Origin of the sequence: Lentzea kristufekii (assembly GCF_033949925.1) — a bacterium.
In the GTDB taxonomy this organism is placed as follows: domain Bacteria; phylum Actinomycetota; class Actinomycetes; order Mycobacteriales; family Pseudonocardiaceae; genus Lentzea; species Lentzea kristufekii.
On sequence record NZ_JAXAVV010000025.1, the window covers coordinates 104,527 to 120,375 of the forward strand.

Sequence of the window (15,849 nt, forward strand, 5' to 3'; positions counted from 1 at the left end):
CGCACGCGAGACCGGAGCGCCGGAGAGGTGGTTGCGGTCATGGGCGTGCGTTCCAGACTCCTGCGGGAGAGTGGAACGCACGCCCGTCGTGTGCAGTGGCTCAGTCCTGGGCGGCCAGTGCCCGTCGTGCTCGCTGCCGCGACCACAACGCCACCGCGCACGAGACGAGCGCCAAGCCCGTGAGCAGGACGTGGATCGCGCCGCCGAACCTGGTCGCGAACGTCACGTCCGTGCGCAACGGCACGGTGTCCACCATCAGGTCGTCGGTGAACATGCCGGTCGACCGCACGACGCTGCCGTCCGGCCGCACGACCGCGCTCACGCCGCTGATCGCCGCCACCACGACCGCGCGGCCGTGTTCGATCGCGCGCAGCCGGGCCATCCCGAGCTGCTGGTAGGTCATCTCGCCACGGCCGTACCAGGCGTTGTTCGTCGGCACCACCAGGAGCTGCGCGCCATCGGCGGCGCTCTCCCGCAGGACGTAGTCGTAGGCGACCTCGTAACAGATGCCGACGCCCACGCGCGTGCCCGCGATGTCCAGCACGCCCGGTTCGGTGCCCGCGTCGAGATCGGGCTGGTCCGCGAACGGCGTGAAGATCCGGGCCAGTGGGCGCAGCGGGATGTGCTCGGCGAACGGGACGAGCTCCTGCTTGGCGTACGACTCCCCCGCGCCGGTCTCCGGGTCCCACGTGATGACGGAGTTCTGCCCGTCGCGCAGCGCGCTCACCAGGGTCGGCACGCCGAGGTCGGCGATGGCGGCGTCGAGCACCGGGTCGCGGTCGCGGGTCCTGGTCGCGCTCTCCGGCCACACCACGAGGTCCGGCTTCGGCAGCGCGCCGCCGCGGACCAGCGCGGCCAGTTCGGCGGTCTTGCGCAGGTGGTTCTCGCGCAGGGTGGTGCCCTCGGTGAGCAGGCCGAGGCCGAGGTCGGGGGCGTTGCCCTGCACGACCGCGACGGTCCGCTGTCCGGTCTGCGCCTCGATCGAGATCAACGGGCTCACGGCGAGCGCGGCGACGACCGGCACCAGCGCCCAGGCGCGTGTCCACCTCGGGAACCAGGCGGCCAGGCCGAACCCGGTGAACACCACGGCGAACGTCACGAGCGGCGCGCCCCCGAGCACGGCGAGCCGCGCGAACGGCCCGTCGACCTGGCCGAACGCGACGCGGCCCCACGGGAAGCCGTTGAACGGGATCAGCCCGCGCAGGGTCTCCTGCAGCACGAACAGCAGCGCCGCCCAGACCGGAGCCGCCGGCAGCCGGGCGACCAGCGGGAAGAGCGCGCAGACACCGCAGATGAACAACGCCATCAACGCGCTGAGCACCAGCCACGGCCAGGGCCCGAAGTCGTCGCCCAGGAAGTGCTGGATCCACCACAGGTGCGGGAGGAAGAACGCGAACCCGAACGCGAAGCCGAGACCGGCGCTGCGACGGGCACCCGCGCCCTTCAACACCAGCCAGAACACCACGAAGGCGGGAACGGCGAGCCACCAGAGCGTGCGCGGCGGGAAGCTCAGGGCCAGCGCGCCGCCGGCCACCGCCGCCGCGCCGTAGCGGGCGAGGTCAGGCTTGCGCAACGGACACCCTCGCCCGGCGCAGGACGAGGTACGCGCCGCCGACGAGGGCGACCCCGACGACGTAGGCCGCGACGAGCTCCGGCACCCGGCCCGCGAAGTTGCCCGCGAGCGGCGGCACCAGCAGCGCGAACACCCCGGCGAGCACCGCGACCCTGGTCCGCCACGTCCCCACCGGCAGGCACGCGGCCAGCGGCAGCACGGCCCACAGCAGGTACCACGGCTGGATCACCGGCCCCAGCACCACGATCACACTCATCATCATTCCCAGCGACGTCACCTCGGAGATCCGTCCGCGCAGCTGGCGGCCCAACAGCACCGCCACTCCGCACAGGATCAGCACGAGCCCCGCGATCCGTGCCGAGGAGATCATCGCCTGCCCGGCCTGCGGGCCGAACACCGCACCCGCCAGATAGCCCGGCCAGTTCGTCGGCGCCATCCAGCTGTTGACCTTCGACACCCGGAGTTGCGCGCATAGGCCGCGCTCGGCGCACCGAGGAAGCCGATACTGCGGTGTCCCAGGCCGACAAGGTGCTCCACACACCGCGCTCCGGCCGCCTCGAAGTCCAGATCGACGCAGGTGAGCCCGCCCGCCGCCGGATGTCCGATGAGGACGGCCGGGCGGCCGAGCTCGCGCACCACGGACACGCGCTCGTCGTCCAGGTCCACGCCCATCATCAGGAACCCGTCGGCCACGGCCCCGCCGGCCACGCGACGCAGCCCGTCCGCACCCTGGTCCGCCGTCACCAGCAGCACGTCCATGCCCTGCCGACGCGCGGCGGACACGACGGCCGTGACGAAGCGCATGACCGCCGGCAGTCGCGCGCCCTCCCGCAGCGGCAGCACCAGCGCCAGCACGTTGGTCCGGCTGTGCGCCGCTGCCCCGCCCCCCGCCCGCCGGTGGCGGTAGCCCAGCGACTGGATGCTTTCCCGCACCCGCGCGCAGGTCTCGGCCGAAACCGGACGCCTTCCGGTCAGCACGTACGAAACCGTGCTGGGCGCGACGCGCGCATGTTTCGCCACGTCCACGATGGTGATCACGGCGACACCTCCGAAGGGAGAATCGAAGCCGACAGGGGGAATCGAAGCGCTTCGAATGCGATACGCGAACGTGACACGAACTCAACGCGAACGTCAAGAGAAACCAGCGCCTTCGACGGATTCGTCGAAGGCCTCGTCGAGGTTCGACTGTCGTTCGACGACATGTCACAGCTCGCCGGTCGCGGGGATCTTTCCCGTCGAGCCGTTCAGACTTCGATCATCGCGACATGTTCGGCAAACCCGCCCGCACAGGCGACACGCCGAGTTCGCCGAGAAGGAGCCACCGGCCCTGATCGTCCGGGAAGAGATGCCGACACTCCTCCTGGACGTCTGGTCAGCGCACCGAGTCGGTGATCAACGCGGCGGCCAGCAGCTGCACGCCGCGCCCGGTCGTCGGGTCGCATCCGGTGACACTGGCGATTCGCTGCAGGCGGTAGTCGAGCGTGCCGCGGTGGATGAAGAGGTTCTTCGCGGCCTTGTTGCGGTTGTAGTCGGCGTCGATCAGGGCCGTGAGCGTCTCCCACAGCACCGGTTGGGCCCGCAGCGGGCACAGGGCGTGACGGTTCGGTCGCGCAAACGACGCCAGTGCGGCCGGTAATACGCTGTTCAGTCGATTGCATTAGCCGTACTGCATCGGTCGAGCCGCTCCGAGCAAGTGACAATGCGTCATCGGACCGGTGACACCGGACCCATGCTCCGGAGTGCATCACCCAGCTCCGCCCGCCGCCGTACGCCGAGTTTGCGATAGGTGTTGGTGAGGTGTTTCTCAACGGCCCTTGAAGTGACTTCGAGCATCTCGGCGATTTCCTGGTTCGACCGGCCGCTCACCGCCAGCATCGCCACCTTCTGCTCAGACCGAGTCAGTTTTCCACCTGTGCTCGCGGGTGCGCTGACACCGAGAGCGGCGCGAGCGCGGTGCGCTATCTGCTGGTCGCTGATTTCCTCGGCGAGTTCGAGGCAGGAACGCCAGGAGTCCGGGAGGTTCGTGAATTCGGCCTGTTGCCGCAACGCGTACAGGAGTTCCAGCCGGTGCGCAGAGGTCCGGAGCACCTCGACCGCGCGCCCCGTCAGCTCCAGGCCGCGGGCGCCCCCGACGACCCGTCCGAGCACGCGCAGGGTCCTGCCGACACCGGAAGCCGCTCCCCACTCCTCCGCGATCAGCCGCTCCTCCTCGGCGAGCGCGATCGCGTCACCCGTGGCGCCGAGCGTGAGCTTCACGAGCGCGAGTGCCGAGCGCCACGGGAACAGCACGGGGTTGCGCCAGCCGCACCTGTCCAGGTGCGCGCCGCAGTCGGTCAATGTCAGCGCCGCCGCGGCGTGCTCGCCACGCACGACGGCCGCCTGTCCGCGCAGCAACCCGGTCACCGTGGCCAGGCATTGGTTCGCGGGCTCCCCCTTCACTGAGGCGAGCATCTGGTCGATGAGGTCCCGATCACCGAGTTGCAGTGCGACAGCGCCGGCCAGGACAGCAGCGGACGCGCCGACCGCGCTCGAGTTCCACGCGCCGAGGTCGAACGCGTCGGACGCGGCGCGGGTCGCCTCGGCAACCCGGCCGGTGAGGAGGTGGACCAGCGACTGCTCGGTGCGGATCGTCGCCTGTTCGACGACGTCACCCCGTTGTTGTGCGGCGGTCAGCGCCCGGTCGAGCCAGCCGTCGACCACGCCCGGCGAGTCAGCCACGGCGAGTGCGGTCACCAGCAATGGCGCCGTGCTGGCCGAGTGCGCCGATGACGCCGGCGCCCGCGCCAGCAGCTGTTCGGCCAGTGCCGCCACTCGGCGCGCGGGCACGCGCGCGGTCAGGGTAGCCGCGTTGACCAGCACCGACAACAGCTCGCGTTCCGCCCCGCTGTCGGTTCGCCCGGCTGCCCGCAGTTCGTCGAGCCGCGCTCCGGTGGTGGCGAGCTCCCACGGCTCGGTCCTGCCGATGAAGCGCAGCCTGGCCTCCAGTCGCAACGCGAGGTCGCGGTCGACTCCGCAGTGCCGCTCCGGCGGCCCGAACTCCTCGACGACCCCGCGCAGGATGGACACCACAGCCTCCGGCGCGTCCCCCATGACCGCGGGCGTGAGCCTGATCAACGCGGCCGCCCGCTCACGGGGGCCGGGCAGCAGCGCGACCGCGTACGAGAGGGTGCGCACCGCCGCGTTCACGTCCAGCAGGCGTTCCGCGCTCGCCAGGTCGACGAGCACGGTCGCCCGGTCCAGACCGTCGACGGACGTGTCGAGCAGAGCACGCCGCAGGTAGCCCACCGCCGCCTCGGGTGCGCCGCGGCGCAGTGCGACGTGCGCGGCGTCCCGCAACGCCTCCACCGCCCACGGCCCCTGCGGCGTCGAGGTGGCCAGCAGCTGTCCGGCCACCGACTCCGAGGATTTGCCCAGCTCGTACAACAGACGGACGGCCCGTAGGTTGAGCTGTTCCCGTTCGGCCGCCGTCATCAGGTCATCGACTGCTTCGCGCACACAGGAATGGACAAACCCGGTGCCGCGGAAGAGCCCCAGCCTGGTCAACCCGCGCACGATCTCCGCCGTCGTCTGCTCGTCCAGGCCTGCGAGCGCACCCACCGCGTCCAGCTCAGCGGACTCGCCCAGCACCGCGGCCGCCTTGAGCAGCCGCCGGACCGGGTCCGGTTGCGCCCGCATGCAGGCGACGACCCGCTCTCGCGCCTGGGCAGGACGCACTGTGCGCACGAGGTCCGCGTTCGCCGCGGTCGGGGCCTCGCCACCCACCGCCCACGCCAGCGCGAGCGCGGTGACCAGCAGCGGGTTGCCGCCGGTCGCCTCGTGGCAGGCCAGCGCGAACTCCTCGTCGCACTCACGTCCCAGCTTGGCGCGCACGAGCATGGCGGTCCCGGCCGGACCCAACGGCCGCAGCCGCAGCCGTCGCGTCGCTGCCGAGAGAATCGACGCCGCCGCGGGACGCTCGGCCAGCGAGTCTCCCTCGCGCACCGACACGAGCACCACCATCCGCAGGTGCCGGATGCGCCCGGCCAGCACCTCCAGCAGTTCCAGTGAGGGCTCGTCCACCCACTGCAGGTCGTCCACCAGCACGAAGAGCGGTTTGATCGCGCTGAGGTCGCGCCAGAGGCTGAGCAGGCCGAGCTGGACGGACCGCGCGGCGTCGTCGTTGCCGTCATCGCCGGCACCGCCGCCGAACACGGGGCGAGCGAGCACCGCCGACCCCAACGACACTTCATCTGGTGCGCCGGTCAGTGCCGGTTCGAGGAACTGCCGGACCACCCCGTAGGCGTGATCGCGTTCCATCAAGGTCGCGGACGCGTGCCGCACGGAGAACGACGCGGCGCCGGGATGCCGGGACAGCGCGCGGAGCAACGCGGTCTTGCCGTTGCCCAGCGGGCCGGCCACTACGACGATGCTGCCGATGCCGCCACGGGCCTGCTCGAGTGCCTGGCCCACCATGTTCGTCTCGTCATCGCGTTCGAGCAGCACTCCGGTCGCGCATCCCTTCGTCATGCCGTGGGCTCCCAGCCGAGCCCGCGGGCCCGGTTGATCAGCGGGGTCGATCGGGACAGGACGGCGATCTCCGCCGCCTCTCTGATCATCGGCACGGCGGAGGAAGGATTGAGGACCTGGGCGAGTTCGAGCAGTGCGTTCGCACGCATCAGCCGGAACGGTGAACCGGTCAGCAGGCGGACGGCCTCCCGCAGGTGATCCTCGCCGCCGATCACCGCCGCGCAGCTCAGGTGGGCGCGGGCGGTGGTGCTGGGCGCGCCCCAGCGCTGGGCGAGTTCGAGGTCCCGCGCGCATGTCCTGGCCGCGCCCTCGTGGTCGCCGGTCGCGGCCAGTGCCGCCGCGGATATGGACCGCCACGGCAGCGCGGCGGGGTTCACCCACTGCCGGGAGAGCATCCAGCGGCCGCACTCGTCGGCCCGCGCCGCGGCCTCGGCGGGATCGCCGGTCACGAGGGCGAGCACGGCGCGGGCAAAGTTGAAGAACGTCCGTGCGTAGCCGAAGCCGATCCGTTCGTCCGGCTGGCTCGCGGACAACTCGATCGCGCGGTCGAGCCGGCCGCACTCGATGTTCACCAGCATGTCCGCCGCGACCATGATCGGGCGCGCGTCCGGATGCAGGTTCGCCAGCGGGTACACGGACTGCGCCTGCTCCAGGTCCGCCGCGGCGTCGTCCAGATCGCCCGCCATCGCGCGTACTTTCGCCCGCATCATCAGCGCCTGCGGCACGACCGACGTCAACCGCCTCCTGCGAGCCTCGGCGATCACGAGGTCCAACCCCGCGACGGCCCCGGCGACGTCGTCGGCCGCGGCCAGGGTGAGACAGGCGAACAGACGGGAGGTGAGCAGCTTTGCCGGTGCCGTCAGCGCGATGGTCGCCGTTGCCCTGGCGTGCTCGGCGTCGACGCCCTGACAGGCGTACAACCACGCGGCGATGCCTGCCCTGTCCGGGTTCGCGCACGCGGTGGGCAGCTCCGCGGCGTCGAGAACGCCCAGTTCCGGCGTCTCGACCGGGGCGTCGTCGGCGATCCAGTACAACGACGTGACGGCGTCGCGATCGCCACCGGCGGACCGCACCGCGCTGAGCGTGCGCCGCAGCAGGGCGGCGTCACCGCGTCCCCACAGCTGGTCCGCTGCCGCCAGCCGCACGTCCGCGCACTCCGGTGACTGCGGTTCCAGCAGCATCCTGGCGAGCCTGCGGTCCGCGGCGACCGGTGCGACCGCCCACTCCGCGACGGCGAGCTCCAGCACGAGCTCCGCCCGCACGACCGGCGTGACCGGTTCGGCCAGCGCACGGCGCAGGAACCCGATGGCCTCGGCGGCACGGTTGCCGTCCACCTCCTCCCGCGCCACCGCTCGTAGTAGCGGCACCACCCACGCCTCACCGAGGGGCGGGGCTCCGACCAGCAGCCGCGCCACCTCGGACGGGAGCACGGCGCACTGGTGTCCGAGCCGGGCCGCACGTGCGTGGAGATCCTCGCGTGCCCGCGCCGGCATGCCCTCCAGCAGCCGCGACACCCTGATGCCCGCGGTCAGCTCCGGCTTGGCCGGCTCCGTCACCAGCCCGGCGCCGGCCAGCAACTCCAGCGCACGGCCGAGTGAGATCGTCCGCAGCCCGGCCAGCACCTCGACGAGGTCGGCGGGGAACAGCGGACCGCAGACCGCGATCACCCGCAGCAGGTCGACGACCTCGGCGGGCAGCAACCGCACGGTCCGCGTGGTGAGGTCGGCGAACACATCGGCCGTGATGCCGGCCAGCGCGTCGAGCCAGGCACCGCTGGGCTCCAGCCCGTCCTCGGCGCACCGATCGAGCAGCAGGCACAGCGCCGCCGGACGGCCGCCGGTGTGGTCGTACAGCGCACCGACGAAGTCGTCGTCGCCCGGACGACCGAACCTGCTGGTCACCAGAGCCGAGATGCCGTTGTGTCCCAGTGGCCTCAACGGAATCGTCGTGGCTGCGGGCAGCACGGGCAGGCAGACGTCCGTCACGACCGCGACCATCAGCGGCACCTGGACGGCCCGTCCGGCCAGGCTCGCGAGCCAGGCGCGTGACTCGTGGTCGAGCAGGTCCGCGTCGTCCACGGCAACCAGCACGGGCGTGCCGCGGGCCAGCTCCACCAGCCGGCCGACGGCCGCCGGACCGCGGTCACCGCAGTGCAGCTGGGACATCAGCTCAGCCACCACGCCACCGGACCCGCTCAGTGCCGAGCAACCGCCCGCTGCGGTCAGCACCGTGGTTCCCGCGCGCTGAGCGAGCTCCACCGCACGGTCGAGCACGGCGGTCCGGCCGGTACCGCGATGGCCGCAGATCTCCAGCAGCGACGAACGGCCGGACGCCAGCATCCGCACCGACCGTTCCAGCACGGCGAGCGCGGTGTCCCGTTCGACCAGTGCGGCCGTTGCCCTCCCGCTCATCGCAGCTGCACCGCGAGCTCGGCGCGGGTCTGGGCACCCAGCTTCCGGTAGGCGTTCGAGAGGTGGCTTTCGACGGTCCGCACCGTGACGTACAGCTTCTCGGCGATCTCCCGGTTGGTCAGACCGTCCGCCGCGAGCTCGGCGACCCTCAGCTCACCACCGGTGAGCGCGTCCCTCGGTGAGGCGTGCACCGCGCTCATCCGCCCACCCGCCGCCGTCAGCAGCTCGTGTGCCCGGTCCGCGGCGATGGTCGCGCCGCAACGCACTGCGACGTCCACCGCGGCGCGCAGGTGCTTGCGGGCTGCCTTCTCATGCTGCTCGCGCATCAGCGAGGCGCCCAGCGCGCGCAGCGCCAGGGCTTCGTGCAGCTGCGCACCCGCCTCGCTGAGCTCGGCGACCGACTGCTCCAGCGTCTCGACGTGCCCTGTGCTCAGCCCCTTGGCGAGCAGCGCGTAACCCCGTGCGGCGGGGGTGCTCCAGTTGAGCGCGGCGTCGGCGCCGCGCTCGGCGAACTCGGCGGCCTCACTGGTGCGGCCCAGCCGCATCGTCACCGCGACCCCGTCCAGCCACCACGGGACGAGCACCGGGTTGTGCACACCCATGGCGTCGAACTCCCGGCCGCAGCGCTGGAGCATGTCCAGCGCCGCGTCGTTGTCGCCGCGGTTCCACAGCCAGTGCGCCTTGGCGTTCAGCGCCCAGCCGTACTCGATCGCGTCACGCGGTGCCCGCATGCGGTGGAAGAGCTGCTCGGTCTGCTCGGTGTAGCCGCGCCGCACCAGCACCGACGCCAGCACCGTCAGCGCGCCGAAGTCCTCGGGGCCCGCGATCGCCAGTGCGGCACCGGCGTCCCGTTCGGCCTGCGTCAGGTCGCCTGCCTCGTACGCCAGGCCCGCCCGCGTCGCGAGTGCGAGCTTGCGCGTCTCGGCGCCACCGGAACCCGGGGCGGCCTCGATGATCTCGTCCACCAGCGTCATCGCCGCGGTCCGCTCGCCGCAGAAGTGCAGCGACGTGACCGCGAAGACGTCCCACAGCTCACGGGCACCACCGAGTGCGGGTAGCGCGGACCGGAGGTGGCCGAGCGCCAAGGTGAGCGACTTGCCACGCAGCACCTCGGCCCTGGCGAGCTGCTGCGCGAGCCGTCGGCCGCCCTCCGCCCTGCCCTGCGGCGGCGTGATCACGCGCGCCAGGTCCATCGCACGGCCGACGGTGGCCGAACCGCCGAAACCGTTGACCAGCGCCGTCGCTTCGATCCTGGCGCGCAGCTCCGGATCGATCGCGCTGAAGCGGCCGGTGCGTTCCTCTTCGGACAGGTAGTCGGCGAGCAGCAGGAACCCCTCCTCGCCACGGCCGGCCCGCAGCGCCACCGCGCCGTACCGGACCGCGATCGACGCACGGACCGCCGGGTCGGTGCCGTCGGCGAGCAGCCCGGCGTAGACGTCCATCGCCGCGGAGGGGTCGATCTCGGTCAGCCGGGTCGCGAGCTCCTGCCGCGTGTCGGCGTGGCCGGGGACCGCGTCGAGCACGCGCCGCAGGTAGCTGACCGCCAGCTCCGGGCGCAGCGTGCTCTCCCGTGCCGCGCCGCGCAGCGCGCAGAACATCCACACCTCGGTCAGCGCGGGCAGCAACATGACCAGTTCGGCGATCTCCTCCTGCGGACGACCCTCGTCCGTGAGCAGCCTCGCCGCCTTCGTCCGGACCTCGGCCAGCTCCTCGGGGCCGAGCGCGTCGAGCAGCCGCGCGCGCAACGCGGCCGACCGGAAACGCCCCTCCGCACTGAGCACGCCGAGGGACACCAGCTCCGCGCGTGTCGGCACGGCCGCCGCCGGTGAGGTCTCGGCGAGCGCCGCCACGCTCGCGGGCTCGGTGCTGCCGAGCACCGCCGCGGCAGTGGCGTACCGGCGCGTCGACTCCGGCTGGTCCTTCAGCCAGATGAGCTGCCATTCGACGAGCTCGGCCTCGACGTCGGGCGTAGCACCGGTCGCGCTGGCCTTCGCGGCCCAGGCCAGCGCGACCTCGGGGATGCCAGCGGTGGACTCCAGCGCGACGCGGACGCACTCGGGTTCTGGAATGAACCCGCACTCGCGCGCGATCAGTTCCGTCACGTCGGCCTCGTCGAACGGACCCAGGTCGATCGTGGTCGTGTCCAGTGCGCCAGTGAGATCGGCGAACATCTCCTCGGCGGCGACGCGCTCGGCACATGGGTAGACCAGCACGACGTACACCTGGAGCTCGGGGATGCGGCGTGCCAGCACACCCAGCCAGCGGGCGGTCGAGCGGTCACAGCGGTGGGCGTCGTCGAGGACCAGCACCAGCGGACGACCTGCCGTGCGCGGGACGACCAGGTCGTTCAGCGCGTACCGCCGGGCATGCTCGTCGCGCCCGGTCAGCAGCGCGTCGACCGGTTCGGCGCCGAACAGCCCTCTCGCGGCGGCGAAGTGCTCGTCACCGGCACAGGTGGTGACGAGGACGTCCGCCTCGTCACGCAGGTCCTCGCGCAGCAGACCGACCAGCGCGGACTTGCCAATGGCCCGTGGGCCGCGCACGTGGAGAAGACCGATCCGGCCGGCGGCCGTCTCCCGCACCCCGGCCGCCACCTGTCGCAGTTCTCGGCGGCGGCCGACCGGCCGCCAGGTCGTGAGCCGCTCACCAGCCTCGGACAGCGCCATCCCGACTCCCTCGCCCACAACGGCGTCGTACGGAACGAAAACGAATCGGCCGCCGCCGTGTTCAGCATTTGGTACAACTTTCGAACACGAAACAGGTTACTCAGGATTGTTGGAGCGCTTCGACAACTTGAGCACCGCTTGAGGTTTCGCGGCGGCATCCGCGCTGGCCCGGCACGGTTTCAGGCTGCCTACCTGTTGAGACGCCCAGCGTGGCACGGCATGACGCGGTCGTCCTGCCGAGGTGCCCGCGCCGTCCCAGGCGAGTGCGTGGTCCTGACGGTGGCCGCCCTCGCTAAGACCGCGTGGCACGTCTAGCGACTCGACGTCACCGGGTTCACTCATCACGGATGGCGCCTGCTTGGTCGGCGTCACTTCATTTCCAAAGATGCGATCCGCTTTTCTAAATGCGGCGGGAATGCTCACAGCGCTGTTGCCAGAACATCCGGAAACCGCAAGTGCGCTCGTCCTGGATGACCGCACAGACTGGTGACAGCTCGACCATCAGCACCACCGGGACCCGTTCGGACAGACGATGGATCCAACCTGCGCACGCGAATCGCGCGCGCCGCCGTATGATGATCGCGACCAGCCGGTGCGACGGAAGGGCGGGCATGATCACAATCAAAGAGGTCGCCCACCACGCCGGTGTCTCGATGAGCACCGTGTCGTACGTGCTGCCCGATAAACGGAGTATCTCCGAGAAGACCAAACGCCGCGTCGAGCGGAGCATCGTCGCGCTCGGTTATCACCCGAACGCCGGCGCGCGGGCGCTCGCGTCGAACCGCTCGCAGGTCCTCGGCCTCGTGATGCCGTTGTGGTCAGACCAGAACATGCCGGTCATCATGCAGTTCGTCTCGTCGATCGTGGCGTCCGCCCGCGGCTTCGACTACGACGTGCTGCTGCTGACCAAGGAGGCCGGCCCTGGCGAGGCGCACCGGGTCATCGCGCGGTCCATGGCGGACGCGATCATCATGATGGACGTGGAGAGCGCGGATCCGCGCGTTCCCGAGCTGCGCGCCGTCGACGCGCCGGTGGTTCTGCTCGGCATGCCCGACGACCACGAGGGTCTGAGCTGCGTCGACCTCGACTTCACCACGGCCGGCAAGCAGATGGCGGCTCACCTGGCCGATCTCGGGCACCGTTCGATCGCGCTGATCGGGTCGCACCCCTCCGTGTACGACCGCGGCACCAGCTACGCCGCCCGGCTGCTGGCGGGGTTCAAGAGCGAGACCTCCAAGCGGAACCTGTCCGCGTCGGTGCACTCGTGCGCCCCGGCTACGCCTCGGTCGCCGCGTGCCTGGACGACGTGCTGCGCCCGGACCGCGGCACCACCGGCCTCGTCGTGCACAACGAGGCGATCCTCGGCCAGCTGCTGCTCGAACTGCGGCGCCGGTCGCTGGACGTGCCCGCCGACCTGTCGGTGATCACGCTGTGCCCGGACGACCTCGCGGAGAACCTGGCCGTTCCGCTCACCTCGATGCCCGTTCCTGCCGAGGAACTGGGCGCGATCGCGGTCGAGATGGTGATGGCCCGCCTCGCGCAGGAACAGGCGCCGGAGGTGCGCCTGCTCCAGCCGCGGCTCACCGACCGCGGCAGCACCGCCACCCGCTGACAACGATTTCTCGTCGTCGTTCGACAGAATTCGATTCGAATTGCATCGAACAGCCGATGCTCAAATCGCGTGAAAAATCTTCCGCATTCGGCGTGAGCGCCGTAGCCAGCCGGGACGCGATACGCCGTTCGGGTTAACCCCTTTTGGGACGAACGCCGACATCGCCTTGCCGCAGGGGAACATGAGACGAGTACTGGCGCACTGAGAACAAAACCCGTCAGATGGCTCTTGATCACCGCCGTTCTGCCGACCAGCGCGGCCGGCGCGTGCGGAGGCGGAAGCGAACAGGCAGCACCCGCGCCCGCGCAGACGCCCCGAATGTCCCGGAGATCATCGAACCACCTATCAAGGCCGCGCTGTCCGTGACCGTCCGGCGCGTCGTCGACGTGCGAACCGTGGAGTTCTCCGACGGGTCGAGATCCAGGCCAGGGGCCTCGCCGCGCCGGACGCCTGCGTGCAGCCGGACGCCACCACACCGCCACCGCCACCGCCACAGGTCACGCCCATCACACCCGCGCCGAAGGCGGTGACCGGCTGCTCGATCGAGTACCGCGTCACGCACATGTGGCCCCGGCGGGTTCCGCACCGACGTCACCATCCGCAACACCGGCAAGACCGACGTCACGGGCTGGATGTTGCAGTAAAAGTTCCCCCACAGCCGGACAGTGTCGTTGATGTGGAACGCGACTCCGAAGCACTCGGGCACCGGCACCGGCGGACCCACCAACCCCGCCCCGAACGCGTTCAGCCTCAACGGATTCGGCTGCACGCTCCCCTTATCAGATCGACACCTCCACCAGTCCGCCGATCAGCACGTGCATGACTCCCGGCCTCACCTCGATGTCCACGCGCCGGTCGCGGTGCCGCAGCGCGACTGTGCGGGGCGAACGCGCACCGTGCACCGCCACCGCCGTCAGTTCACCCCCGTCCCACGTCAGATCCACCGTGAGGCCGCCACGAGCACGCAGACCCAGCACCGAGCCGCGCCGCCACGCCGGCGGCAACGCGGGCAGCAGCCGCAGCTCGCCGGTGTGGCTCTGGAGCAGCATCTCGGCGATCGCCGCTGTGATGCCGAAGTTGCCGTCGATCTGGAACGGCGGATGCGAGCAGAGGAGGTTTCGGTAGACGCCGCCGCCGCACGCGCCGTCCGCAGTGACATCGGCGAGGAACATGGCCAGCAGCTCTTGGGCGCGGTCGCCGTCGCCGAGACGCGCCCACAGTGCCGTCTTCCAGGCCAGCGACCACCCCGTGCCCGCATCGCCCCGGTCGAGCAGCGCCTGTCTGGCCGCCGCCGCGAGCTCCGGTGTGCGTTCAGGGTCGATCCGCTGTCCAGGGTGCAGGCCGATCAGGTGGGACACGTGCCGGTGCTCCGGCTCGGCCTCCGGCAGCTCGGCCGCCCACTCCAGCAGCTGACCGCGGCTGCCGATCGGCGGGGAAGGCAGCCGGGACAACAGTTTCCTCGCCCGCTCCACCACTTCGTCGTGCTCGAGACCGAGTTCTTCGGCCGCGGCCACGACGCGTTCGAGGAGCTCCCATGTGAGAGTCAGGTCCATTGTGGACCCGACGCCGACCGCAACCGGACGACCCGCGCTGTCGAGGTAGTGGTTCTCCGGTGACGTCGACGGTGCCGTGGTCAGCGCACCTTCGTGCTCGACGAGCCAGGCGGAGTAGAACTCGGCCGCGCCGCGCAGCACCGGCCACGCCCGCTCGCGCAACCAGACGGCGTCACCGCCGAACTCGAAGTGCTCCCACAGGTGCAGGCAGAGCCACGCTCCCGCCATCGGCCAGTTCGACCACGCCGGATCCCCCGTTCCGGCACCGACCGGGGTGGCCAGGCACCACGGGTCGCTGTTGTGGTGAGCCACCCAGCCGGGGGCCGCGTACAGCTGCCGCGCGACGTGCTCGCCCTGTGTGGCAAGGCGTTCGACGAACTGCAGCAGCGGCTCGTGGCACTCGGGCAGTGCCGTCACCTCGGCCGGCCAGTAGTTCATCTGCAGGTTGATGTTGAGGGTGTAGTTGCCGCGCCACGGCGGATCGACGTGCGGGTTCCAGATGCCCTGCAGGTTCGCGGGCAGCGTGCCCGGACGTGAGCTGGTGATCAGCAGGTACCGGCCGAACTGGAACAGCAACGCGGCGAGCGACGGGTCCGGGGCCGCGATGCGCTCGTTCGTCGGAAGGTCCGGCGCGGGACCAAGGTCGAGGTGGACGCGGGCGAACAGTTCCCGGTGCGCGGCAACGGATTCCTCCCGCAACCGGTGCCAACCGAGCTCCCGCGCCCGTTCGACACGGGTGATCGCGAGCCGGGCGCACTCGGTTGGATCATGCTCCGGTTCGGCGTCCGCACCGCGGTAGCCGGCCTCGGTCGCCACGTAGACCGTCACCGCGCCCGGCCCGTCCCGCTCGACCGCGGTCACCACCGCGTACGCCATCCCGGTCACGCCGGACAGACCGGCGACGTCGCCTGCCGTGAACCCGGTGCCGCCCAAGGCGTTGTCCAGCCGCACCGCCACGTCGGCCGCGCCGCCGCGATCGGTCTGCACCCGCCACGCCAGCACGTGCAGACCGGGGTGGCACACGACCTCCCGCAGCACGTTGACCGCGCCTGCCCGGTACGTGACCGCGTACACCCCGGTGCTCAGATCGAGCCTGCGCCGGTAGGACTCCACACCTGCATCCCCGTCCCCCGCCGGGAGATCGGGCCTGCGCAGGCACGCCTCCCTGCCGATCTCGACGTCGAGGCGCAGGTCGGCGAGCGGGAGGTAGCGGGCGGTGTCCGGCCCCTGAACGGTTTTCAGCAGGGCCTCGGCACCAACGGCGTCACCGGCGAGCGTGAGCGCACGCGCACGCCCGACCACGGCCGGATCGCCCGGCGCGGGTGGAACGGGTTGCCCAGACCACAGCCGGTCGTCGTTGAGCTGCACCAGCTCGCTGGTCACGCCACCGAACGCCATCGCGCCCAGCCGCCCGGTGCCCAGTGGCAGCGCCTCCTCCCACACCGAGGCCGGCGTGCGAAACCACAGCGCGATGTCTTCACCGGTCATCTTGATCCCCCGCGGAGGTGGTGAGCGAATCAGGGAGCAC

The 15,849-nt window shown here is 71.3% G+C and carries 9 protein-coding genes and 1 pseudogene; 2 read left to right on the forward strand and 8 right to left on the reverse strand.

All coding sequences use genetic code 11. The features are described from left to right. Window positions 1-100 precede the first annotated feature (100 nt). From lnt to SK571_RS37405, 7 genes are all read right to left on the reverse strand, one after another. A complete protein-coding gene (lnt, locus tag SK571_RS37375) occupies window positions 101-1,573 on the reverse strand; it encodes an apolipoprotein N-acyltransferase (RefSeq protein ID WP_319988837.1) in 1,473 nt (490 codons plus the stop codon). Beyond that, on the reverse strand, window positions 1,560-2,009 hold the full coding sequence (mptB, locus tag SK571_RS37380; RefSeq protein WP_319988838.1) for a polyprenol phosphomannose-dependent alpha 1,6 mannosyltransferase MptB: 450 nt from the start codon (window positions 2,007-2,009) through the stop codon (window positions 1,560-1,562). The genes lnt and mptB overlap by 14 nt, the downstream gene beginning before the upstream one ends. Then, entirely contained in the window at window positions 1,940-2,611 is a 672-nt protein-coding gene (locus SK571_RS37385; protein ID WP_319988839.1) for a LacI family DNA-binding transcriptional regulator, read from the reverse strand. Before SK571_RS37385 ends, mptB begins: the two co-directional genes overlap by 70 nt. A gap of 334 nt (window positions 2,612-2,945) precedes the next feature. Then, on the reverse strand, window positions 2,946-3,140 hold the full coding sequence (locus SK571_RS37390; protein WP_319988840.1) for a helix-turn-helix domain-containing protein: 195 nt from the start codon (window positions 3,138-3,140) through the stop codon (window positions 2,946-2,948). Between the two features lie 137 nt (window positions 3,141-3,277). Next, window positions 3,278-6,079 (reverse strand): ATP-binding protein, encoded by a 2,802-nt coding sequence (locus tag SK571_RS37395; protein ID WP_319988841.1) that lies wholly within the window; start codon window positions 6,077-6,079, stop codon window positions 3,278-3,280. Continuing rightward, window positions 6,076-8,490, reverse strand: a complete 2,415-nt coding sequence (locus tag SK571_RS37400) for an ATP-binding protein (RefSeq protein WP_319988842.1) — start codon at window positions 8,488-8,490, stop codon at window positions 6,076-6,078. The genes SK571_RS37395 and SK571_RS37400 overlap by 4 nt, the downstream gene beginning before the upstream one ends. After that, the gene (locus SK571_RS37405; RefSeq protein WP_319988843.1) at window positions 8,487-11,156 is read right to left on the reverse strand and encodes a helix-turn-helix transcriptional regulator; all 2,670 of its coding nucleotides are present in this window, start codon (window positions 11,154-11,156) and stop codon (window positions 8,487-8,489) included. Before SK571_RS37405 ends, SK571_RS37400 begins: the two co-directional genes overlap by 4 nt. 653 nt (window positions 11,157-11,809) lie before the next feature. Between SK571_RS37405 and SK571_RS37410 the strand changes: the two are divergent. After that, window positions 11,810-12,268 (forward strand): annotated as a pseudogene (locus tag SK571_RS37410) (LacI family DNA-binding transcriptional regulator); the annotation flags it as partial. Beyond that, a complete protein-coding gene (locus SK571_RS37415; protein WP_319988854.1) occupies window positions 12,229-12,768 on the forward strand; it encodes a substrate-binding domain-containing protein in 540 nt (179 codons plus the stop codon). The pseudogene SK571_RS37410 and the gene SK571_RS37415, both read left to right, overlap by 40 nt. Window positions 12,769-13,547: 779 nt before the next feature. Here SK571_RS37415 and SK571_RS37420 read toward each other — a convergent pair. Then, window positions 13,548-15,809, reverse strand: coding sequence for a glycoside hydrolase family 95 protein (locus SK571_RS37420; RefSeq protein WP_319988844.1), 2,262 nt, complete (start codon window positions 15,807-15,809; stop codon window positions 13,548-13,550). Window positions 15,810-15,849 lie beyond the last annotated feature (40 nt).